Origin of the sequence: Mycoplasmopsis californica (assembly GCF_000695835.1) — a bacterium.
GTDB classification, from domain to species: domain Bacteria; phylum Bacillota_I; class Bacilli_A; order Mycoplasmatales; family Metamycoplasmataceae; genus Mycoplasmopsis; species Mycoplasmopsis californica.
Genome location: NZ_CP007521.1, coordinates 541,835 through 563,974 on the forward strand (window position 1 = coordinate 541,835; position 22,140 = coordinate 563,974).

The 22,140-nt window shown below is 37.0% G+C and carries 26 protein-coding genes and 2 rRNA genes; 1 reads left to right on the top strand and 27 read right to left on the bottom strand.

Annotated features, from left to right (window positions below):
* Positions 1-302: 302 nt before the first annotated feature.
* The 11 genes from MCFN_RS02190 to MCFN_RS02240 form a co-directional block, all read right to left on the bottom strand.
* Positions 303-1,313, bottom strand: coding sequence for an IS30 family transposase (locus MCFN_RS02190; protein WP_038561894.1), 1,011 nt, complete (start codon positions 1,311-1,313; stop codon positions 303-305).
* 249 nt (positions 1,314-1,562) lie between these two features.
* On the bottom strand, positions 1,563-2,180 hold the full coding sequence (locus MCFN_RS02195; RefSeq protein ID WP_038561896.1) for a trimeric intracellular cation channel family protein: 618 nt from the start codon (positions 2,178-2,180) through the stop codon (positions 1,563-1,565).
* Position 2,181: 1 nt separating this feature from the next.
* Complete coding sequence (locus tag MCFN_RS02200; RefSeq protein WP_038561898.1) at positions 2,182-3,360, bottom strand: M20 metallopeptidase family protein; 1,179 nt, start codon at positions 3,358-3,360, stop codon at positions 2,182-2,184.
* Between the two features lie 329 nt (positions 3,361-3,689).
* On the bottom strand, positions 3,690-4,109 hold the full coding sequence (locus MCFN_RS02205) for a F0F1 ATP synthase subunit epsilon (protein ID WP_038561901.1): 420 nt from the start codon (positions 4,107-4,109) through the stop codon (positions 3,690-3,692).
* A complete protein-coding gene (gene atpD / locus MCFN_RS02210) occupies positions 4,096-5,526 on the bottom strand; it encodes a F0F1 ATP synthase subunit beta (protein ID WP_051604573.1) in 1,431 nt (476 codons plus the stop codon). Before atpD ends, MCFN_RS02205 begins: the two co-directional genes overlap by 14 nt.
* Before the next feature lie 8 nt (positions 5,527-5,534).
* Positions 5,535-6,386: an ATP synthase F1 subunit gamma gene (gene atpG, locus MCFN_RS02215; protein WP_038561907.1), complete on the bottom strand. Its 852-nt coding sequence runs from the start codon at positions 6,384-6,386 to the stop codon at positions 5,535-5,537.
* Positions 6,387-7,967: a F0F1 ATP synthase subunit alpha gene (gene atpA, locus MCFN_RS02220; protein ID WP_318023851.1), complete on the bottom strand. Its 1,581-nt coding sequence runs from the start codon at positions 7,965-7,967 to the stop codon at positions 6,387-6,389. It lies immediately after the preceding gene.
* On the bottom strand, positions 7,967-8,512 hold the full coding sequence (atpH, locus tag MCFN_RS02225) for an ATP synthase F1 subunit delta (RefSeq protein ID WP_038561912.1): 546 nt from the start codon (positions 8,510-8,512) through the stop codon (positions 7,967-7,969). The genes atpA and atpH overlap by 1 nt, the downstream gene beginning before the upstream one ends.
* Entirely contained in the window at positions 8,512-9,063 is a 552-nt protein-coding gene (gene atpF / locus MCFN_RS02230) for a F0F1 ATP synthase subunit B (RefSeq protein WP_051604574.1), read from the bottom strand. The genes atpH and atpF overlap by 1 nt, the downstream gene beginning before the upstream one ends.
* 9 nt (positions 9,064-9,072) lie before the next feature.
* A complete protein-coding gene (gene atpE, locus MCFN_RS02235; RefSeq protein WP_038561915.1) occupies positions 9,073-9,300 on the bottom strand; it encodes an ATP synthase F0 subunit C in 228 nt (75 codons plus the stop codon).
* A 9-nt stretch (positions 9,301-9,309) separates the two neighbouring features.
* The gene (locus MCFN_RS02240) at positions 9,310-10,077 is read right to left on the bottom strand and encodes a F0F1 ATP synthase subunit A (RefSeq protein ID WP_038561917.1); all 768 of its coding nucleotides are present in this window, start codon (positions 10,075-10,077) and stop codon (positions 9,310-9,312) included.
* A 41-nt stretch (positions 10,078-10,118) separates the two neighbouring features.
* Between MCFN_RS02240 and MCFN_RS02245 the strand changes: the two genes are divergently transcribed.
* Positions 10,119-10,502, top strand: a complete 384-nt coding sequence (locus MCFN_RS02245) for a hypothetical protein (protein WP_038561921.1) — start codon at positions 10,119-10,121, stop codon at positions 10,500-10,502.
* A 164-nt stretch (positions 10,503-10,666) separates the two neighbouring features.
* On the opposite strand, the gene MCFN_RS02250 is transcribed toward MCFN_RS02245, so the two are convergent.
* The 16 genes from MCFN_RS02250 to rpsC form a co-directional block, all read right to left on the bottom strand.
* Positions 10,667-13,548, bottom strand: a 23S ribosomal RNA gene (locus MCFN_RS02250).
* A 307-nt stretch (positions 13,549-13,855) separates the two neighbouring features.
* Positions 13,856-15,369, bottom strand: a 16S ribosomal RNA gene (locus MCFN_RS02255).
* Together the 16S and 23S rRNA genes form the textbook arrangement of a ribosomal RNA operon.
* A gap of 256 nt (positions 15,370-15,625) precedes the next feature.
* Positions 15,626-16,582 (bottom strand): hypothetical protein, encoded by a 957-nt coding sequence (locus MCFN_RS02260; RefSeq protein WP_038561924.1) that lies wholly within the window; start codon positions 16,580-16,582, stop codon positions 15,626-15,628.
* Between the two features lie 123 nt (positions 16,583-16,705).
* On the bottom strand, positions 16,706-17,146 hold the full coding sequence (gene rplO, locus MCFN_RS02265; protein WP_038561927.1) for a 50S ribosomal protein L15: 441 nt from the start codon (positions 17,144-17,146) through the stop codon (positions 16,706-16,708).
* 70 nt (positions 17,147-17,216) lie between these two features.
* The gene (gene rpsE, locus MCFN_RS02270) at positions 17,217-17,837 is read right to left on the bottom strand and encodes a 30S ribosomal protein S5 (RefSeq protein ID WP_038561930.1); all 621 of its coding nucleotides are present in this window, start codon (positions 17,835-17,837) and stop codon (positions 17,217-17,219) included.
* Positions 17,837-18,199, bottom strand: coding sequence for a 50S ribosomal protein L18 (gene rplR, locus MCFN_RS02275; protein WP_038561933.1), 363 nt, complete (start codon positions 18,197-18,199; stop codon positions 17,837-17,839). The genes rpsE and rplR overlap by 1 nt, the downstream gene beginning before the upstream one ends.
* 14 nt (positions 18,200-18,213) lie before the next feature.
* Complete coding sequence (rplF, locus tag MCFN_RS02280) at positions 18,214-18,753, bottom strand: 50S ribosomal protein L6 (protein WP_038561936.1); 540 nt, start codon at positions 18,751-18,753, stop codon at positions 18,214-18,216.
* Between the two features lie 9 nt (positions 18,754-18,762).
* Complete coding sequence (rpsH, locus tag MCFN_RS02285) at positions 18,763-19,158, bottom strand: 30S ribosomal protein S8 (protein WP_038561939.1); 396 nt, start codon at positions 19,156-19,158, stop codon at positions 18,763-18,765.
* Between the two features lie 2 nt (positions 19,159-19,160).
* Positions 19,161-19,346: a type Z 30S ribosomal protein S14 gene (locus MCFN_RS02290; RefSeq protein WP_038561942.1), complete on the bottom strand. Its 186-nt coding sequence runs from the start codon at positions 19,344-19,346 to the stop codon at positions 19,161-19,163.
* Positions 19,347-19,348: 2 nt separating this feature from the next.
* Positions 19,349-19,894 carry a 50S ribosomal protein L5 gene (gene rplE, locus MCFN_RS02295; RefSeq protein WP_038561943.1) on the bottom strand — a complete coding sequence of 182 codons (546 nt, stop codon included), beginning with the start codon at positions 19,892-19,894 and terminating at the stop codon, positions 19,349-19,351.
* A 2-nt stretch (positions 19,895-19,896) separates the two neighbouring features.
* Complete coding sequence (gene rplX / locus MCFN_RS02300) at positions 19,897-20,223, bottom strand: 50S ribosomal protein L24 (RefSeq protein WP_038561945.1); 327 nt, start codon at positions 20,221-20,223, stop codon at positions 19,897-19,899.
* Between the two features lie 8 nt (positions 20,224-20,231).
* Positions 20,232-20,600, bottom strand: a complete 369-nt coding sequence (gene rplN / locus MCFN_RS02305; RefSeq protein WP_038561947.1) for a 50S ribosomal protein L14 — start codon at positions 20,598-20,600, stop codon at positions 20,232-20,234.
* Complete coding sequence (rpsQ, locus tag MCFN_RS02310) at positions 20,600-20,869, bottom strand: 30S ribosomal protein S17 (RefSeq protein WP_038561949.1); 270 nt, start codon at positions 20,867-20,869, stop codon at positions 20,600-20,602. The genes rplN and rpsQ overlap by 1 nt, the downstream gene beginning before the upstream one ends.
* Positions 20,869-21,063, bottom strand: a complete 195-nt coding sequence (gene rpmC / locus MCFN_RS02315) for a 50S ribosomal protein L29 (protein WP_038561952.1) — start codon at positions 21,061-21,063, stop codon at positions 20,869-20,871. The genes rpsQ and rpmC overlap by 1 nt, the downstream gene beginning before the upstream one ends.
* Positions 21,053-21,481 (bottom strand): 50S ribosomal protein L16, encoded by a 429-nt coding sequence (gene rplP, locus MCFN_RS02320; RefSeq protein ID WP_038561954.1) that lies wholly within the window; start codon positions 21,479-21,481, stop codon positions 21,053-21,055. The genes rpmC and rplP overlap by 11 nt, the downstream gene beginning before the upstream one ends.
* Positions 21,481-22,134: a 30S ribosomal protein S3 gene (gene rpsC, locus MCFN_RS02325; protein ID WP_038561956.1), complete on the bottom strand. Its 654-nt coding sequence runs from the start codon at positions 22,132-22,134 to the stop codon at positions 21,481-21,483. The genes rplP and rpsC overlap by 1 nt, the downstream gene beginning before the upstream one ends.
* Positions 22,135-22,140 lie beyond the last annotated feature (6 nt).

Below are 22,140 nucleotides of genomic sequence, written 5' to 3' on the forward strand. Positions count from 1 at the left end.
AAAAGCAATCTTTATGATTGCTTTCCTAAATAGTAAGTTCAAGTGCAACACATGCGCTTGGCTTTTTTATTTTAACATTTTAATGATTTTTTTCTCATTTTTTGCAAATAGTAGTTACTATAAAAGCCCCTTATGTAAGGGGTTGGGGGTTAGGAAGAAAGAAAAGCCCCTTTTCAATGGGTTTGGGGTTGCAAAAAGATAATACAACTTATGATGAAAAGCCCCTATGTAAGGGGTTTGGGGTTAGAAAATAAAGAGGCAGATTGTGTAAGCGGATAGAGCTTATGCAAGATAATAAGCGACTATCATACTAGGCCGTAAAAGTTGGCCTCGATAAATAAATCATTGGCAGATTTTCAACCCAAAATTTCTCTTGGCATATCATTTATTCTTTTGGTAATTTGGTCTAATATTTCTTGCGAAATTTGATTAAAATCAAATCCTTTTTTGTATTCGCGTCTTATAAGTCCATTTCAGTGTTCGTTTGATCCTCTTTGAAAAGAGGCGTATGGCTCAGCTCTATATATTTTTATATCGAGTCATTTTGCCAAAATACCTATTTTTTCGAATTCTATGCCATTATCAATAGTTATAGTTTTTACTATTAATTGTCTTTCTAAAACGAGTTTTCTTAATGCTGCATTCACCTTCATTGGGTTTTTACTTGGTATCAAAATCGCAAAACCGACTCTGGTTTTTCTCTCTGTTAAAGTAAGAATGTTGTTATATCCAGTAGCTCTTTTCCCAACTATCATATCAGCTTCTCAATGACCATATTCTTCACGATTATCTATCGATTTAGGTCTTGTTCATATCGGGAATACATAATCAGCTGATGTTACAAGGCGACTAATTGCGCTTGCATGTCTTTTTCCACCCTTTTTATATGAGGAACGCAATAAATTTGATCTTTTGATTATTCATTTATTTGTTTTGATTCAATTGAATACTGTTTTTAAGCAAGGGATTTTAATTTTAAAATTCTCTTTTATATATTTATGGGTAAGTTTTACCCCATAATATTTTTTGTCAAATTTTTTTAGAAATAATTCACTAAATTCACTATATTTACTATTCAAAAATTTAAAATAATATTTATGATAATGACGTCTTTGGGCTTTGATATCAGCATAAAATGGGGAATATTTCCCAAATTTATCTAAATTTCTTTTTATTTCTCTACTTACTGTAGATGGGTTTTTATGTAATATATTTGCAATTTTTCTTATTGATAAATTTATTTCTAAATAACTTTTAATTGCTTCTCTATCACTTTTTGTTATATGGGTATATTTTTTAATGCTATAATTCATATGAAGTTCCTGGCCAATTTGGAGCTTTTTTCTTTTTTTTATTTTAAAGAATAATCGAAACAAAAAAGTTCAAGCCTCACAATTTAATTTTACATTAATTTGTGTTGCACTTGAACTTACAATCAAGCAAAGCAATCTTTATGATTGCTTTTTTGTGTATTTTTGGTCAATTTACATCTCGAAACAGCTTATTCAAGTTTGCCATAGATATCTGAATTTAAATAGTCGAACAAAAAACAAGTAGCTTCACTACTTGTTTTTTGGCAGAGACCAATTAAATTTGATTGCTAAAATCCGAATCAATAAAATAATAATGGAACCTAACGCAGTTGCCACATAACCATTTCAGCGGTATAGCCCCGCAAAAGCTAGAACACCGACTACAGAAGCAGTGGCATAAATATCGGTTTGAAATATAATTGGAATTTTGCCAGCGAAAATATCTCTAAGCATACCCCCACCAACACCTGTTATTACACCAACAAAAACAATCAAGAATAAGTTGTCGTGATCAATTGCTTGAATTGCTCCAACAATGGAAAAGACTGCTAATCCAACTGCATCAACAAATGAATAACCTTTTTTTGCTAACGCACTAACTTTACGACCATTAAGAAAGAAAACTAGCAACGAAACAAGAAGACTAGTTAGCACATAAATTGGATTTTTGAACGCCGCAGGCGGAAATTTACCTAAAATTAAATCTCTAATAATACCCCCACCAACCGCTGTTGTAGCGCCTAGTGTACACACGCCAAAAAGATCCATTTTTTTGCTAATTGCCACACTTGCTCCAGAAGCGGCAAAAGCCATAGTTCCAAGTATTTCTAAAATTAATATAATTAAATCTTGAATGTTATATGACATATTATTTCGCTAAAAAATCTATTGCTGCTTGGGCAAGTGTGGCCGGACCTATTATTAAAGCCTCTTCATTAAATAATACTTGTGGATTGTGAACTTGATATATTTGACCGCTTTTATTTGGGAGTGGACAGGAAACGAAGAAATAACAACTTTGTGGCAAATGACTTGCTAAGTAGGCATAATCTTCTGACGCAAGTTCAGGTTCCGAATATCTTAAGTCATAGTTGTTACCTAAAACTGACTGAGCACTATTGAACACTAACTCACTCATTTCCGGCGTATTAACTAAGGCAGGAACGTTCGCTAACACCTCAAAGTTAGCTTTTGCGCGATAAGCTTGAGCAATATAATTTGCAATCTCAGGTAGGCGTTTTTGAACATGAAGCGCTGATTCATTGAACAATGATCGAGCAGTACCTTCGAGAATAACTTTTGGCGGAATAACATTCACACCGCCCCCGGGAGTATTAATTAAACCAACCGAGACAGAAGCAGATTTATTCGATGGTAATTCGTGTGCCACCATAATATTGAATGCACTAATAATTTGCGAAGCAACAATCACTGGATCAATACCATTAAAAGACATCGCTCCATGCGCTCCTTTTCCTTCGATTTCAATCCTGAAATTTAATGCAGAAGCTAAAACTTGTGATTTTTGCACAATAATTCCTAACTTTTCGCCATTAGGTCACATATGTAAAGCTAAACCGGCATCAATTTTAGAACTCAACACCCCTTTTTCTAACATTAATTTGCCACCATTCAACGTTTCTTCAGCGGGCTGAAATAAAAATTTAACCTCACCGTTTAATTCATGTTCATGTGCTTTCAACATGATTAAAGTGGCAATCAAAGATGTTGTGTGGATATCATGCCCACACAAATGCGCTTTGCCATTTGTCGATGCAAATTCTAACCCTGATTGCTCATCAACACTAACTGCATCCATATCAGCTCGTAAAAGAACTGTTTTTCCTTTTTTGGAATCTCCTAGCGAACCAACAATTGCATAAGTATCTGCTAAATTTTGGTAAGAAATATTATATTTGTCTAAAACTGACTTAATTAAAGCTGTTGTATTCGGTAAAACAAAACCAGATTCAGGATGTTGGTGAATTTGGCGTCTAATTTGCTTCATTTCGTTAAATATTGATTTTGCGTACTCTAATAATGTCATTGTTCCTCTTTTTCTTAAATCATATATATTATACTTATACTTATCGCTAAGAAGTCTAAAAAGACGCTGGCAAACTGTTTTTTAATATGTTTAAGATAAAAATATAGCTTTTCTTAATTATATTGCTAGGGCATCTTCCCTTGTGTAGAGTTCATATATATGCTGGCCTATTGTGCCAGTTTTTTATTTGTGTTGAAATTTTTACGCAGACTAAGATAACTACCACCAGTTAATAATAGATTTATGCAACAAAAATCAATAAAAGCAGTATTAAATTGAGTGCAAAATGCACTTTTTAATAAAAAATGCCCTTGTTGGGCATGACTTAATTATTTTTGACCGTTGTAAATATTGATCTTAGAAATAGCTTTTCGTAATTGAGCTTCATATTTAGCATATTCATCCGCAGTGGCTGATTTCATATGTTCTAATGCATTGTCACGTTGTTGTTCTGCTCATGAAAGAACAATATCTTTGTCATAAACAATATCATCAGTAATAATTTTGATTTGCTTTGCGTCGGCATAAACAATTCCACCACCGATAGCACAAACTTTGTGTTCAGGATGACCAACTGAATTAATTAATAATTTACCAACAGCAATATTAGACATAAATTGCGTGCGATTAGGCATTAATGTAATATTGCCACCGGAAATAGTTGATAATATTACTAATTCAACATCGCCTTCAAAGAATATACCGGTTGGCGTCGAAATAAATAAGTGAGTGGTTTTATTTTGCGTCATTTTCTCGGTTTGTAGAAGATGCTTGTTGAGTTTTATATGATTCGTAACGTGCGTCAACCTCAGTTATATCACTGGCATAAAGGAATAAATCTTCGGGGACATCATCATAATGACCTTCGAGTATTGCCTTAAAACTGGTAATAGTGTCGCTTAATTTAACATAAGCACCTTTTTTACCAGAAAATTTCTCAGCAACACTAAAAGGTTGCGATAAAAAGTTTCTAATACGGCGTGCTCGCGAGACAATTAATTTATCTTCTTCGCTTAGTTCGCCCATCCCTAAGATTGCGATTATATCTTGCAATTCTTTAAAACGTTGCAAAATAGAGATAACGCCGTGAGCAACATTATAGTGTTCCTGTCCAACCACTAGTGGGTCAAGCAATTTTGAACTCGATTCCAAAGGATCAACAGCTGGATAAATCCCGAGTGCAGCGATGTTACGGTCTAAAACAGTTTTTGCATCAAGGTGATTGAAAGTTGTAGCCGGTGCAGGGTCAGTTAAATCATCGGCAGGCACATAAACAGCTTGTACCGATGTAATAGAACCTTTATTTGTTGAAGTAATACGCTCTTGTAGTTGACCCATTTCTGTCGCAAGTGTAGGTTGATAACCAACTGCTGACGGCATACGCCCTAAAAGGGCGGACACTTCAGAACCAGCTTGCGTGAAACGAAAGATATTATCAACAAATAATAAAACGTCTTGATTTTGCTGGTCACGGAAATATTCAGCCATTGTTAATCCAGTTAAAGCAACACGCATTCTAGCTCCCGGGGGTTCGTTCATCTGGCCAAAAACTAGTGCAGTTTTATCTAAAACGCCGGTAGCCTTCATCTCGTGGTAAAGATCGTTTCCTTCACGAGTGCGTTCGCCAACGCCAGCAAAAACTGATAGACCACCGTGTTGTGTGGCGATGTTGTTGATTAACTCCTGAACAAGAACTGTTTTACCAACGCCAGCTCCGCCAAAAAGTCCTATTTTTCCACCTTTGGCATAAGGAATTAATAAGTCAACTACTTTAATACCTGTTTCGAGAATTTCGCTAACTGTTTTTTGTTCTTCATAAGTCGGCGCCTTCGCGTGAATTGGCATTAATTCAGTTTTTGGCTGCTCTTTTTCGTCAATTGCTTCACCTAAAACATTAAACATACGACCTAAAACCCCTTCACCAACAGGAACAGAAATTGGGGCGCCTGTATCTACAACCTCAACACCACGCGCCAAACCATTGGTAGACACCATTGAAATAGTACGGACGGTTTCATCTCCGATATGCTGAGCAACCTCAAGAGTATATTTTTTATTTTCAAAATTTACCTCAAGGGCGTTCAAAAGAGCTGGTAATTGTCCCTCGGGGAATTTAACATCGACAACGGGACCTAAAATTTGAACTATTTTACCTTTTGAATTCATATTGCTCCTTATACTGCGTTGGCTCCGCCAACTATTTCGTTTAATTCTTGAGTAATATTGCTTTGGCGTTTACGATTGTACTCTAGATTTAAATCGTTTATTAATTCGTCGGCATTATCAGTAGCTGTTTCCATCGCTGATCGTCGAGCCGCATATTCACTTATAATTGCGCCAGCAAATGCTAGATTAATCTTGGCACTAACAAAAATAGGCAAGGCATTTACTAAAACATCGTGGGCGTTGGGTTCAAAATCAATAATTTGTGTTCCCTTAGCATTATGATTTAGCTCTTGACCTCTTTCATAAGGCAAAATTTGCTCAATACATTCTTGTTGAACTAAATTATTAATAAACTTGTTGTAAATTACATTAATTTTACCAATACTGCCGTCAATATACCTGTCGATCAATTTACGGCTAAGTTGATTGGCAATTATATTAGGTTCAATTTGTTCTCATTTTCAAGAAAATAGGACTTGATTTTGATACTTTTGAGCAAAAGCGCCAATTGCTTTTGAGCCAATTAAAATTAATTCATCGCCAGGTTTAATTTGTTGGCTAGCTAGTTTTAAAACATTGGAATTGTAAGATCCAGCCAAACCCATATCGGAAGCTAAAATAATATGAATTTGGTGTGGTTGGAGTTGGCGTCCTCAATATTCGCGTAACTCACTGGCGTCAACATTGATTAAAAATTTATCAAGCAAGTCTACTACTTGGTCATGATAAAGTGAGGCAGTATTAAAATAATCGCGTGCACGCCTCATTTTTGAAGTCGAAACAAGTTCCATAGCGTGTGTAATTTTGCGAATTGATTCAACGGTTTGTAAGCGCGATTTAATTTTTTGTAGACTGGCCATTTACACCTCGAAACGGTCACGATACTTAGCAGGAATTGGACTGTGTTGTCTTGGATCGTAGTGTGGTCAAGAAGCGATAATATCTTTAACAATGGCTATCAATTTAGTAATGATAGTCTCTTTTATTTCCTCGGTTAAATCATTATCAGCGTGAATAATTTCATCGCTAATAATAATCCCTTCAGGACTGCTCATTCACTGATAAACTTTTGCATGATATTTAGCGATTGCTTCTTTTGGTAAAGGATTGATAATTCGCTCTTTATTCCCTAGCAAGATTGCAACCTGAGCATAAACATTAATTGGATGATATTGTGGTTGTTTTAAAAGTTCGAAAACCTTAGCACCATGTTCTAAAATCGCCTTTGTCGAAGCATCAAGATCGCTACCAAATTGAGCAAAAGCTAGCATTTCGTTGTATTGTGCTAGTTCTAATTTCAGTGAAGACGAAACTTTTTTCATCGCTTTAATTTGAGCTGCTGAACCAACACGTGAAACGCTAAAACCGACATCAACAGCAGGACGCTGACCCGCATGGAATAAGTTCTCACGAGTAAAAATTTGGCCATCAGTTATTGAAATCACATTAGTTGGAATATACGCCGAAATATCCCCTTGTTGCGTTTCAACAATTGGTAAAGCAGTTATTGAACCGCCGCCGTGTTGTTTATTAACCCTAGCTGCTCTTTCAAGTAGTTGTGAGTGTAGATAAAAGACATCGCCGGGATAAGCTTCACGGCCTGGGGGGCGGCGTAGAAGAAGAGAAAGAGTTCGATAGGCAACAGCATGCTTAGTTAAATCGTCATAAACTATTAAAACATCTTCACCTTTTTCCATCCACTCCTCAGCAATAGTTACTCCTGAATAAGGGGCGATATATTGTTGTGGAGCTAGCTCAGCAGCGCCAGAAACTACAACAGTTGTATATTCCATTGCTCCATGCTCTTCAAGATTGTGAACAATTTGGGCTACGGTTGAATTTTTTTGCCCAATAGCCACATAAACACACTTGACATTTTTTCCTTTTTGATTGATAATTGTGTCAATTGCGATTGCTGTCTTACCTGTTTGACGATCGCCAATAATTAATTCACGTTGCCCACGTCCGATAGGAATCATTGAGTCAATAGCCATAATTCCAGTTTCCAAGGTGACATTTACTTCTTTACGCGACATAACGCCTGGTGCGACACGAAAAATTTCTCTTGTTTTTGTCGTCTTGATTGTTCCTCTGCCATCAAGAGGCTGACCTAAAACATTAATTACTCGCCCAACAAGTTCATCACCGACTGGAATCGCAATAACTTGCCCAGTTCGCTTACACTCATCCCCTTCGCTGAGTTTATTAGCATTGCCAAAAATCGCAATACCAACCACGTCTTCTTCAAGATTTAAAACCATGCCGTAAATATCGTCCTTAAAAGAGACGATTTCACCGTTTTTGACATTATTTAAACCGCTAGCTAACGCAATTCCATCGCCGATGGTAATAATTTGGCCAATCTCACTAAAATCAACTTCACTGTTAAAATTTTTGATACGGGCCTTAATCAATTTATAAATATCTTCACTATAAGCCATTATGCTCCTTTGTGGGCAATGATTTTACTTAGTTTGATTAAATCTAATGCTAAGTTTTGTTCAATCACATCGCAGTCAATTTGTATTTTAAACCCACCAATTAATGATGGATCAATAATGTTATGTAATTCAATTTGAGTTTTGTATTTTGATTCCAAATAATGTTTAAAACGCATTTTATGAGTAATATTCAATGGTTTAGTTGTATAAATAAATGCCTCTTTAATACCTTTATGTTCATTAACCAAGTATTTAAATTTAGAATAAATGCGGTCAATAAGGCTGAATGTATCGCGTTCAATTAAAACTTTAAAAAAGTTTAATAAGGTGTCGAGGTTTAAATCGCCCATTATTTGGTCTAGATAACTAAATTTTTCACAACGTGAAATAGCTTTATTACTCAACGCATTTTTAAATTTATCATTAAGTTCACACGCTGTATTAAAATCAAATCATGCTTGCTTAATTTTGTCAAGTTCATCATTTTCAAGTGCTAAACTAAATAAAGCGTAAGCATATGCTTCAACATTAGCCTTTTGATACATTATGCTCCTTTAAGAAACTCGTCGATAATTTTGTGCTCAATTTCTTCGCTTGCATGCTCTGCTAATATTTTGCGACTTAAAGCACTAGCGACGGCTGCTATTTGTGCTTTATTTTGTTCTTGTAATGCTTGTTTCTGCAATTTAATATCAGTTTTAGCTGCTTTAATAATCCGCTCAGCTTCGCGTTTGCCCTTGTTAATATAGTTTTCTAAAACTTTATCTCCACGGCTGCGTGCAGCATTAATAACACCTTGGGCTTGTTCTTGCGCTGATTGTAATTTTTCATTCGCTTGATCTAATAAAGCTTGAGAACTCTTGCGAGCTTGTTCGGCTTGATTAATATTATTTTGAATATATTCTTGCCGATCTAAAATAGCTTTTTTTACTGGTTTATACAATAAAAATCACAAAATAACCATCACAATAACAAGTGCCACTAGGGTGGCTATCATCATTGGTCAAGCTGGATAAATTTGTTGAATTTTTTCTTCAATTCCAGTGCTAATGCCACTTAGTTTTACTGGCTTAGCAATAAAATTTAAATGCACCATATTTTCCTCTTATCTTAAAACAAACAAGATCAAGATCGCAATTAGAAAACAATAGATCGCTGACGATTCTGAAAGAGACATACCAATAATCATAATTGTTCTAATTTTTGATGCAGCTTCTGGATTACGCCCAACAGCTTCCGCAGCTCGCCCACTGGCTAGACCTTGACCTAATCCGGTTCCGATACATCCCATCATACATAATCCTGCCCCAACAGCAAATAAACCTTTGTCCATCTTTCCCTCCTAATAAATATCCTTTGTAATTGTTATAATATTATTTTCTTTTTCCATTGATTTTTGATTATTTTTACGTTGTTTTTTTGGTCTGATTTCAACTTCATTGGACCAATAAATAGTTGTTAAAACGCTAAAAATTAATGCTTGAATCAAAGCTCCGAATATGTCAAAAAACATGTGCATCCATGGCGTAATTACCACTGCAAAAAAATACATTTGTGGTCCTGGAAATATTACGCTCCAAATTCATCCGCTAAGAAAATAAGTAGCATACATAATTACAGAACCGGCAGTAATGTTACCAAACATCCTAAAACCTAGCGAAATTAAAGGGGCAAACTGACCAATAATTTCTGGCGGATTTTTAATATAACGCAAGAAGAAACGCAATCTTTGATATCATAAACCAACTAAATAAATACCAACAAATGTGATTCCTGCTAATGTTAATGTAACTGAATATGATGTGGCAATTGGTTCTAATCCAATCAATCCAAGCATATTCCCAACTAATAAGAAAGTAAATAGTGAAAAAATATAGAAACGAGCAATCGAAAGAGTGTCGTTAGTATTCTCGACGTACGAAGCATCCATTGCACTAACGAAATTTTCGGCTACTAATACTGTTTTTGTTGGCGCTTTATTTGGTCTTGAATGTTTTTTAATCTTAATAAAAATAATTAAAGCTATCGTAAAAATAATTAAAACAGTGACAATTAACGACAATAACTGTGGCTGATTTCATTTTCCAAAATTTTCACGAAATTTTTCCATTTTACCCCTTTCTTATTTTAAACTTAATGTGAGATATCATTATGGCAATTTGTATTTGAATTAATGAAAAACTAAATGCAAAAACATTAATTGAACCTGTCATTAAGTTTTCTTGAGTGCTGACATACTTATTAATTAAAAGAATACTGGCTAAAATTACACTGACTAACAAAAGTGAACTTAATCAACTTAAAATGCTAAAAATTCACGCAGCTGATTTCGAGCTCAAACTCTTGGTTGTAAAAAATATTCTCATTTCCAAAAGTAAATATGACAACGATGACCCAATTACGTATCCTAATATTAAAGAGTGTGAATATATTATAGCAATTCCAAAAACAAAGCAACATAGTACAAAAATTATTCAATGAATAATAATAGCTCTATCAATAAATCCCTTATTTTTCATCTTGCTCACTCAATAATTAAATACTTTACTTATTTTAGTACTTTATTAAATTAATTAAACAAAATTTATTTTAATTTTTAAAGTTGTTTCAAAAAATAAAAAAAATACTGCTTTTAGCAGCGTGTTCTCTGAAAACTGAATAGTAATTTAAAATTCATTGAAATGTATTAAATACACATTACTTTTAAACCTATCGATTTATTAGTACTGGTCAGCTCAACATATCACTATGCTTACACCTCCAGCCTATCGACCTTGTAGTCTTCAAGGAATCTCAAGGGAATACTAATCTTTGAGGAGGCTTCCCACTTAGATGCTTTCAGCGGTTATCCTTTCCGTACTTAGCTACCCAGCTATGCTCCTGGCGGAACAACTGGAACACCAGCGGTACGTCCGTTTCGGTCCTCTCGTACTAAAAACGGCTCTCATCAATATTCCAACGCCCACATCAGATAGGGACCGAACTGTCTCACGACGTTCTGAACCCAGCTCGCGTACCGCTTTAATGGGCGAACAGCCCAACCCTTGGAACCGACTCCAGCTCCAGGATGCGATGAGCCGACATCGAGGTGCCAAACCTTGCCGTCGATGTGATCTCTTGGGCAAGATAAGCCTGTTATCCCCAGGGTAACTTTTATCCGTTGAGCGACTGCCATTCCACAATGTACAGCCGGATCACTAAGTCCTGCTTTCGCACCTGCTCGACTTGTAAGTCTCACAGTCAAGCACACTTCTACCTTTGCGCTCTGCATACGGTTTCTGACCGTATTGAGTGTACCTTTGAACGCCTCCGTTACTCTTTAGGAGGCGACCGCCCCAGTCAAACTACCCACCACGCACTGTCCCCCCACCCGATTATGATGGCAGGTTAGAAACTCAATATAACAAGGGTGGTATTTCAAGGTTGACTCCACTAGAACTAGCGTCCTAGCTTCAACGTCTCCCACCTATCCTACACATGTTAGACCAAATTTCAATACGAAGTTGTAGTAAAGCTCCATGGGGTCTTTTCGTCTTGATGCGGGTACCCAGCGTTTTCACTGGGACCATAATTTCACCGAGTCTAGTGTTGAGACAGTTGAGAGATCATTGCGCCTTTCGTGCAGGTCAGTATTTAGCCGACAAGGAATTTCGCTACCTTAGGACCGTTATAGTTACGGCCGCCGTTCACCCGGGCTTCATTTCAACGCTTCGCATAAGCTAACGCATCCACTTAACCTTCGGGCACTGGGCAGGCTTCACCCCCTATACATCACCTTGCGGTTTAGCAGAGAGCTGTGTTTTTGATAAACAGTTGCCCCTCATAATTTTCTGTGGCTCACTTGCGTGAGCACCCCTTCTTGCGAACTTACGGGGTCATTTTGCAGAGTTCCTTAACACTAGTTTTCTCGCTCGCCTTAGAATACTCATCTTGGGGACGTGTGTCCGTTCTCGGTACAGGTTTCCATAATTTTAAAGTTTAGAAGCTTTTCTTGGAAGTATGAAATCAACTAATTCAGCTAACGCCTATGCATCATAGCTCCCGGTTAATGAATTGCGGATTTGCCTACAATTCCCAGTTGCTACTTGCCCCTCAATCCAGTAAGAGGTAAGCCTATCCTTCTCCGTCACTCCATCACAATTATAGAAAGTACAGGAATATTAACCTGTTGTCCATCGACTACGCGTTTCCGCCTCGCCTTAGGCCCTGACTAACCCTGGGTGGACGAACCTTGCCCAGGAAACCTTCCCCAATAGGCGTCGTGGATTCTCACCACGAATCGTTACTCATACCGGCATTCTCACTTCTTAGCGCTCCACCAGTCCTCACGGTCTGACTTCATTGCCCTAAGAACGCTCCTCTAACGTACATAAATGTACCCGTGGCTTCGGTTTCGTGTTTTAGTCCCGTTAAATTATTGGCGCAGGGTCTCTTGACTAGTGAGCTATTACGCACTCTTTAAAAGATGGCTGCTTCTAAGCCAACTTCCTAGTTGTTTATGAAACCCCACAACCTTTCTCACTTAACACGAATTTGGGACCTTAGCCGACGATCTGGGTTGTTTCCCTCGCGAGCCGGGACGTTAGCACCCCGGTTCCGACTGCATGGCAATACATGATGGTATTCAGAGTTTGATTATAGTCAGTACCGCTAGGCGCGGCCATTCCACATTCAGTGCTTTACCACCATCATTTAACACCACACGCTAGCCCTAAAGCTATTTCGAGGAGAACCAGCTATCTCCAAGTTCGATTGGAATTTCTCCGCTATTCACAAGTCATCCGGGCACTTTTCAGCGTACTACGGTTCGGCCCTCCACTTGGTGTTACCCAAGCTTCAGCCTGCTCATGAATAGATCACCTGGTTTCGGGTGTATGCCATCATACTAAAGCGCCCTATTAAGACTCGATTTCTCTACGGCTCCGCTTTTTTCCGCTTAACCTCGCATGATAACATAACTCGCCGGTCCATACTGCAAGATGTACGCCATCACCCTTAAATGGGCTCTGACTAATTGTAAGTAAGTGGTTTCAGAATCTATTTCACTCCCCTCTCGGGGTTCTTTTCACCTTTCCCTCACGGTACTAGTTCACTATCGGTGTCTGGTTAGTATTTAGCCTTACCGGGTGGTCCCGGCAGATTCAGACAGGGTTTCACGTGCCCCGCCCTACTCAGGATACAATCAAGAGGTTAAATAATTTCGCTTACGGGAGTATCACCCTCTATGCTACGTCTTCCCAAACGTTTCTGCTATCATTTAACTTTGTAACTCTGTATAGATTGTCCTACAACCCCACTAATGTGGTTTGGGCTCTTTCTCGTTCGCTCGCCGCTACTAAAGAAATCATTGTTTATTTTCTTTTCCTCATGCTACTAAGATGTTTCAGTTCACATGGTGTCTCGCTCAAATTCCTATGTATTCAGAAGATGGCAACTAGGTATTACCCTAGCTAGGTTCCCCCATTCGGAAATCCCCGTTTCGTAGCTTATATCCAGCTCCACGAGGCTTATCGCAGGTAATCACGTCCTTCATCGACTTCCAGACCCAAGGCATCCACCACAAACTCTTACTTATTTAAAAGTATGTCCTTAATTAAAAATTAAGATTTCCTATTGTTGTTATGATGTGTATTTTAAGACATTTCAATGAATCATAATAATTATGATTACTCGATGAATCAATACGAATAAAACCAAATTTATTCAATTTTGATGTCGTTGTAATATTTTAAAATATTTACTATTCAGTTTTCAAAGAACATTTTGAGAGATGTCCTCTCAAAACTAGATATATTGCTTGCGACCTAACAAGCCATGACTGCTAAAAATAAGTAGGTCTAGACTAATAAAGGTTAATGTTGTTAATTTAACAACTTTGTACTCCGTAGAAAGGAGGTAATCCATCCCCACGTTCTCGTAGGGATACCTTGTTACGACTTAACCCCAGTCACCAGTCCTGCCTTAGGCAGTTTGTTAATAAACCGACTTCGGGCATTACCAGCTCCCATGGTTCGACGGGCGGTGTGTACAAGACCCGAGAACGTATTCACCGTAGCGTAGCTGATCTACGATTACTAGCGATTCCGACTTCATGGAGTCGAGTTGCAGACTCCAATCCGAACTGAGACCAGTTTTTTGTGGTTTGCTCACTGTCACCAGGTTGCTTCACTTTGTACTGGCCATTGTAGCACGTGTGTTGCCCCACTCGTAAGAGGCATGATGATTTGACGTCGTCCCCACCTTCCTCCCGATTACTCAGGCAGTCTCCTTAGAGTGCTCAACTAAATGTTAGTAACTAAGGACAGGGGTTGCGCTCGTTGCAGGACTTAACCGAACATCTCACGACACGAGCTGACGACAACCATGCACCATCTGTCATTCTGTTAACCTCCACTATATCTCTATAGCTTTGCAGAAGATGTCAAGAGTGGGTAAGGTTCTACGCGTAGCATCAAATTAAACCACATGCTCCACCGCTTGTGCGGGTCCCCGTCAATTCCTTTAAGTTTTATTCTTGCGAACGTACTACTCAGGCGGATCATTTAATGCGTTAGCTGCGCCGATGAGTTCCCCATCAGCTAATGATCAACGTTTAGGGCGTGGACTACCAGGGTATCTAATCCTGTTTGCTCCCCACGCTTTCGTCTCTCAGTGTCAGTATATGTCCAGTTAGCTGCCTTCGCCATGTTGGTGTTCTTCCTTATATCTACGCATTTCACCGCTTCACAAGGAATTCCGCTAACCTCTACATAACTCTAGTTTGCCAGTATCCAACGCGGTTTGGGGTTGAGCCCCAAAATTTAACGCCAGACTTAACAAACAACCTACAGACGCTTTACGCCCAATAATTCCGGATAACGCTTGCAACCTATGTATTACCGCGGCTGCTGGCACATAGTTAGCCGTTGCTTTCTAATAAGGTACATTCAATACAGTGGCATTTCCTACACTGTTTTTTATTCCCTTACCACAGCAGTTTACAACCCATAGGGCCTTCATCCTGCACGCTGTGTCGCTCCATCAGACTTTCGTCCATTGTGGAATATTCCCTACTGCTGCCTCCCGTAGGAGTCTGGGCCGTATCTCAGTCCCAGTGTGGCGGTTCAGTCTCTCAACCCCGCTAAACATCATTGCCTTGGTGGGCCGTTACCTCACCAACTAGCTAATGTTGCGCACCCCGCTCCTCCAGCGACGCTTTAAAGGCGTCTTTTACGTAATTATCATGCGATAAAAACGAGTATTTGGAATTATCGGTTGTTTCCAACCGCTATGCCAATCTGAAGGGTACGTTGAGTACGTGTTACTCACCCATTCGCCGCTAAGTACAAGTACTTCGCTCGACATGCATGTATTAGGCACACAGCCAGCGTTCATCCTGAGCCAGGATCAAACTCTCGAAAAAATTGACTTCGTCATGTTTATATATCTAGTTTTCAAAGAACGTTTGCAACAATAACAAGTTGCTCAAATATGATAACACAATATTTTTTAATTAAAAGAATTTTATTAATTTTTTGTGTTTTTTTATTTAACGCCCAACAAATCAGACGTTGATATAAATATACATTATTTTTAACAAAGGCAAAATATTTTTTTAGTTTTTTTAAATAATTTTTTTCTAAGTTTAATAAATAAAAAAAGTCGGCTTAAAACCAACTTTAATATCACTTATCAATAAAATTTTTTATCGATGTTTCTTTAATTATTTTAACCACATTTTCAACACCACCAAGTCATTCTCGTGATTCATTATTGAAAAATGCTTTTCATAACTCTTTTGAAAGTGTTTTAATTCTTCTTATGTTTTTAGTATTTGATCATTGTTTAGTAAAAAAGCTTGTTAATAAAGGTTCATATTTATCATTGCCAAACAAAATTTCTAATTTAGTATCATAAATTTCAATCCCGTTAGATTTTGGTAGAACGCGAAATGCTTCATCCTTGGCTTGCTGGGTTATATTATTTTCGTTTTTAGCTAATCAGTCCAACTGTTTAATTAAGCCGTTTTTAATTTCTTCCTTACTCAACTCTTTTTCGATTGGGATTGGGGGATTTAATTTAGTTCAGGCTATAGTTTTTTTATTTTTTGGTTTTGGAGTTAGAACTTTTGGTTGTGATGGTAATTCTTTATTTATTTTAATAGTGGATTTAGGAGTTGTTGGTTTTGGCTTGGCGGGCGGAGCAAAATTAAGTTTTGGTTCATTCGGTATAGATCTAGGCGGATTATATTTATTGGGTAAAACGCGACTAGGAGATGTGGTTAAAGGTTTTTTTGGGGTAATGATTGGGGGTTTAATTGGCGTTAAAGTTCGATTTGGTTGAGGTGTCGGGTTGATTTTTTCATCCATGCTTTGGGGTTGGATTTTGGTTGGTGGTAAAATTGGTTCTTCATTAATTTTTGGTTTAGGAGTTGCTATATTTTGTTGTGGAGAGCTAATAGGTTGTGATTCAATTTTTTGGGGAGATTTTTTTAAGTATTGAAAACGATTTAAAAACATTTTAGAATCTCCTGGATCTTTTTTACCTCATATCCCAACCCCAATTGCTGCCACAACCGTCGCAGTCGTAGCAGTTGTAATTGCAATAGTAGTTGGAATCCATATTTTTTTGCGCATTTTAACTCCTTTATTTCATTTCAGGTTGAAAACGTATTAATTTATTTAAATTATTGTACATATTAAATCTTATTATGAAAATAATTTAAATAAAAAAACAAGCCTTTAAAGCTTGTTGTGGAATTAAAGTTCTTTAAATTCTCCGCCAGCTGCTTGAATAGCTTCAATCGCTGAAGCGGAAGCAGCATGAACTTCGACATTAAGTTTTTTGCTTAATTTACCATTACCAAGAATTTTAACTGGTAAAACTCTTTTGATTAAATTAGCAGCGAATAAAGCAGCAATATCAACTACATCGCCATCATTAAATCTAGCTTCAAGATCTTGAATATTAACAACTTGGAATTCAATGTGGTTTACATTTGTAAAACCACGTTTACCAATACGACGGAATCAAGGAGTTTGACCCCCTTCAAATCCCGGTCTGTGACCGTGACGTTTATTTTGTCCAGATTGCCCTTTACCTGCTTGTTTCCCTTTCCCTGCTGCATGACCACGACCAACACGATGTTTGTCTTGACGTGAACCTGGGGTAAATTTTAGTTTGCTTAATGAAATGCTCATTATTCTCCTTTTTTAAATTAATTAATAATAGTACTTTTGAAAATCGTGTTTCAAGTTGCTATTAGCCTAATTAATTTAATAAATCTTTAACTTCTTTACCTCTAATGTCAGCAATTTGTTCTGGGGTACGCATTTGAGTTAGGGCTTTTAAAGTTGCACGAACAATATTTGATTTTGAACGTGAACCATATGTTTTTGAATAAACGTCTGTATAACCTGCTAATTCAACTACTGCACGAACTGTTGATGAAGCAACGATCCCTGTACCTTTAGCGGCTGGTTTTAGCATAACTTTTGACGCTAAGAATTTAGCTTGGTTTTCATGTGGTACTGTACCATTTAAAATTGGTAATGTAATTAAGTTGTTTTTAGCATCTTTAACTGCTTTTTTAATTGAGTCTGGAACCTCATTAGCTTTTCCGTGACCAAAGCCAACACGGCCTTTTTTGTCACCAACTACAACAAAAGCTGAGAACGAGAATCTACGACCACCTTTAACGGTTTTTGAAACTCTCGAAATTGCGATTACTTTTTCGCCAAATTCATTATCAACATTTTGGCTACGACGTGGAGCACGAGTACGCTCACGAGTAGGTTTTGCACTACGGGTTTTAGTAGCTTTTTCAACTGGTTTTACAACTTCTTGAGTAGCTACTGCGTTTACAACTTGTTCATTTTTAATTTCTGTCATTAGAATTTAACTCCTTTGGCGTTTTCTCTTACCGCTTCAGCAAAAGCTTTGACACGACCATGGTAGATATAACCTCCACGATCGAAAACGATTTCACTTAATTTTAAAGCTTCAATTTTAGTAGCCATTTCTTTACCAGCTTGAGCAGCCGCTTCAATGTTACCGTGATAAATTCCTTTTTCAAGAGTAAGAGTGCTTACTGAGGCTAAAGTAACTCCTTTAGCATCGTCGATTAGTTGGGCATAAAAGTTTTGGTGCGATTTAAAAACACATAGACGTGGTTTGGTAGCTGTACCAATAATGCTTTGACGCTCACGTAAATGTTTCTTTTGACGCGCTTGGTTTCTTGATAATATAGCCATATTTTATCCTTTCACTACTTAGCAGCAGTTTTTCCTTCTTTACGACGAATGATCTCATCTTTGTAAGCGACACCTTTTCCTGAATAAGGGCTTGGTTTTCTAGTTGCTCGCACGATTGCGGCAAATTGTCCAACACTTTCTTTTGAAATTGAGCTTAAAATAATTTCGGTAGGTTTTGGTAATTCAACTTGCACGTCGCTAGGAATATCAAGCAACTCTAAGTGTGATTTACCAACTGCTAATTCTAATTGTTGACCTTTTAGAGTTGCTTTGTAACCAACCCCTTTAATCACAAGTTCTTTTTTAAACCCGCTTGAAACACCAACTAACATGTTAGCGATTAAAGCATTAGTTGTTCCGTGTAGTTGTTTAGTTGTTTTTTCTTCATTAGCACGTAGTGTACTAATTTTGCCATCTTCAATTTTAATTGCGATTAGTGGTGAGAAATTAGCGCTTAATGTTCCTAATTTCCCTTTTGCACTAAACATTGTACCGTCTAAATTAATTTCAACACCAGCAGGGATTGTTAAGATTCTGTTTCCAACACGTGACATAACTCCCCCCTATCAAATGATAGCGATAACTTCACCGCCAACATTTTCCTTACGTGCTTGTTTTTCAGTCATCATTCCTTTTGATGTAGAAACAATGGCTGTACCATAACCTGATAAAACAGTTGGTAATTCTTGAGCCGCTGAATAAACTCTTAGTCCTGGTTTTGAAATACGTTTGATGTCAATAATCGCTCTTTGGCTACCTTTATATTTCAAGCTTACTTCTAATTCTTTATTAACACCTTCACCTTTAATGTTAACAGCTTGAATATAACCTTCATTTAGTAAAATATCTAGAATTTTGGCTTTAGTTTTTGAAAAAGGAATGTTTACTGTTTTAAATCTTCTTTGGTTGGCATTTTTAATGCGCACAATCATGTCTGAAATTGGATCTGTAATAAACATAATTATCAACTCGCTTTCTTATAGCCTGGAATTTGTCCTGCGTGTGCTTTCACACGGAAGCAAATACGGCAAATTTTGAATTTTCTTAAAACAGCATGTGGACGACCACATAATTCACAACGTGTGTAAGCACGTGTTGAGAATTTAGCATGTTTTTTTTGTTTTGCTTTTAGTGATGTTTTGGCCATAACTATTTATCTCCTTTAGCAAATCTAATACCAATTAATTCTAGCAATCTTCGAGCTTCAACATCTGAATTAGTTGAAGTGATTAATTGAACATCTAAACCTTTAATTCTTCTAATTTTGTCAAAATCAATTTCTGGGAAAATGATCTCTTCTTTAATTCCTAATGAGTAATTTCCTCTACCATCAAAGGCTTTTGGATTAGCTCCGCGGAAATCACGGATACGAGGCATTGCAATGTGGATTAATTTTTCTAAAAAGTCTCACATTTGTTGACGACGAAGAGTAACTTTTCCTCCCATCGGCATACCTTCTCTTAATTTTCATGATGCATTTGATTTACGGGCAACTGTTTGGTAAGGTTTTTGCCCAGCAATCAGTGTTAATTCGTTTAAAACTTCTTCAATAGCTTTTGAGTTTGTAACTTCTTTACCTGCGGTCATATTTAAAACAATTTTTTCAAGACGAGGCACTTGCATAATTGAAGAAAATTTGAATTCTTCTTTTAGAGCAGGAACCACTTTTTCAATATAATGATTTTTTAAATTCATAATTAATATTCCTTGTCAGTTTTCTTGATAATTCTTGTTTTAACGCCGTTTTTGTCAATTTTGTAACCAATTCTTGATACAACAGGAGCGGATGTTTTAGTACCTTTTTTTGCCACTACGGCCACATTCGAAGCATGGATTGGGCCTTCTTGTCTTTTAATTGCACCGTCGCTAGCTTGTGAAGGTTTTTTGTGTTTAGTTTGCATATTTACATCTTTAATGTATACAGTGTTATTTTTAGCATCAACACGAATGATACGACCTTGTGATCATTTGTGAGCGCCAGCGATTACGATAACTTCATCGTTTGCTTTAAATTTCATTTTCATAGATACTCCTACAATACTTCGGGTGCTAGTGAAACAATTTTTAAATAACCTTTATCACGTAATTCACGTGCTACAGGTCCAAACACACGAGTTCCCCGCATTGATTTATCTTCTTTAATAATAACTACTGCATTGTCATCAAATTTAATGTGCGAGCCGTTTGGTCTACGTACACCATAACGCGATCTAACAATAACTGCTTTAACAACTTGACCTTCTTTAACTGCACCATTAGGTAATGCCTTTTTCACAGAACAAACAATAATATCACCAATGTTAGCTGTTTTTTTACGAGAACCACCTAATACTCTAATTAAACCAACTTCTTTAGCTCCAGAGTTATCTGCAACTTTTAATTTTGATAATTCTATAACCATTATTCTTCACCTCTTTGGGCTTTGTGTTTAATTTCTACTAAACGGAAGTGTTTGGTTTTTGAAAGTGGACGTGTTTCCATAATTGTAACGATGTCACCAACTGAAGCAAGCAATTTTTCATCGTGAACTGCGAAACGCTTAACCACTCTATAACGTTTTGAGTATAAGTTGTGTGAACGGTAACTTTCAACTTCAACAAAAATGGTTTTGTCACCACGAACTGAAGTAACTTTACCGCTAAGGGTTTTACGTGTGGTAAGTCTTTGCATTATTTGTCTCCTTGTAATTGTGTTAAGGCACTTAGGCATCTAGCAATATCTTTTTTAATGGCTTTAATTTTGTGGCTTTGGTCTAATTGTCCAGTTGCGTTTTTAAAACGTAAGGTCAATAATTCAGCTTTTAAATCGTTAACTAAAGCTTTAATTTCCGCAACTGGTTTGGCTTTAATATCTTTAAAGTTCATTATTGATCTCCTCTTTGGTTACAATTCTTCATTTAACAGGTAATTTGTGCCCGCCCAAACGCAAAGCATCACGAGCAATATCTTCTTTAACACCTGAAACTTCAAACATCATGGTATTTACTTTAACTGGTGTATATCATTTATCTGGAGACCCTTTACCTGACCCCATACGAACACCAATTGGTTTTGAGGTTTTTTGAAAGTGAGGGAAGATACGAATAAAAACTTGACCCTCACGACCCATACGACGAGTAATCGCAATACGAGCCGATTCGATTTGACGAGCATCTACTCATGAAGAAGTAATTGCTTGTAAGCCGAATTCTCCAAAAGAAACTTTATTTCCTTTGTGCGCTTTACGTTTATCGTGACGTAATACAAAAGGTTTACGGTATTTGGTTCTTTTTGGTTGAAGCATTATTTTTTACCCCCTTCCAAAAATTCACCTTTAGAAATTCAAACTTTAACACCGATTGCACCATATGTTGTACGAGCTGTTGCTTGTGCGTAATCAACATCTTGACGTAGAGTGTGAAGTTTCATTTCTCCACGGCTATATCCTTCTGTACGAGCCATATCAACACCGTTTAGACGGCCTGAAACAGCAGTTTTAATACCTTTAGCATGTGCTTTTAAGGCATCATTGATAATGTATTTTTGAGCAATTCTAAAACTTTCACGATTTTCTAGACGAATCGCAATTGCTTCAGCAGCTAAACGAGCATTAAGTTCTGGTTTGGCGATTTGCACAACTTGTAAATTAATATCCGCTTTTTTGTCTTTTAGGTATTTGTGTAATTGTAGATTTAGGGCTTGAATATTGCTACCACCTTCGCCTAAAATTTTGGCTGGGTGCACAACATGAAGATAAACTGTGATTTTTCCGCTTTGAACTCTTTTAATTTCAACTTGACCAATTTGGTATTTACGTACTAATTTATCGAAGAATTTGTAGATTTTGTCATCTTGAACAAGTTGAGTACCAAAATCTTTTTTATCAGCAAATCAGGTTGTATTTAATGGTTTGGTAATACCATAACGAAAACCATTTGGATTAACTTTTTGTCCCATATTTAT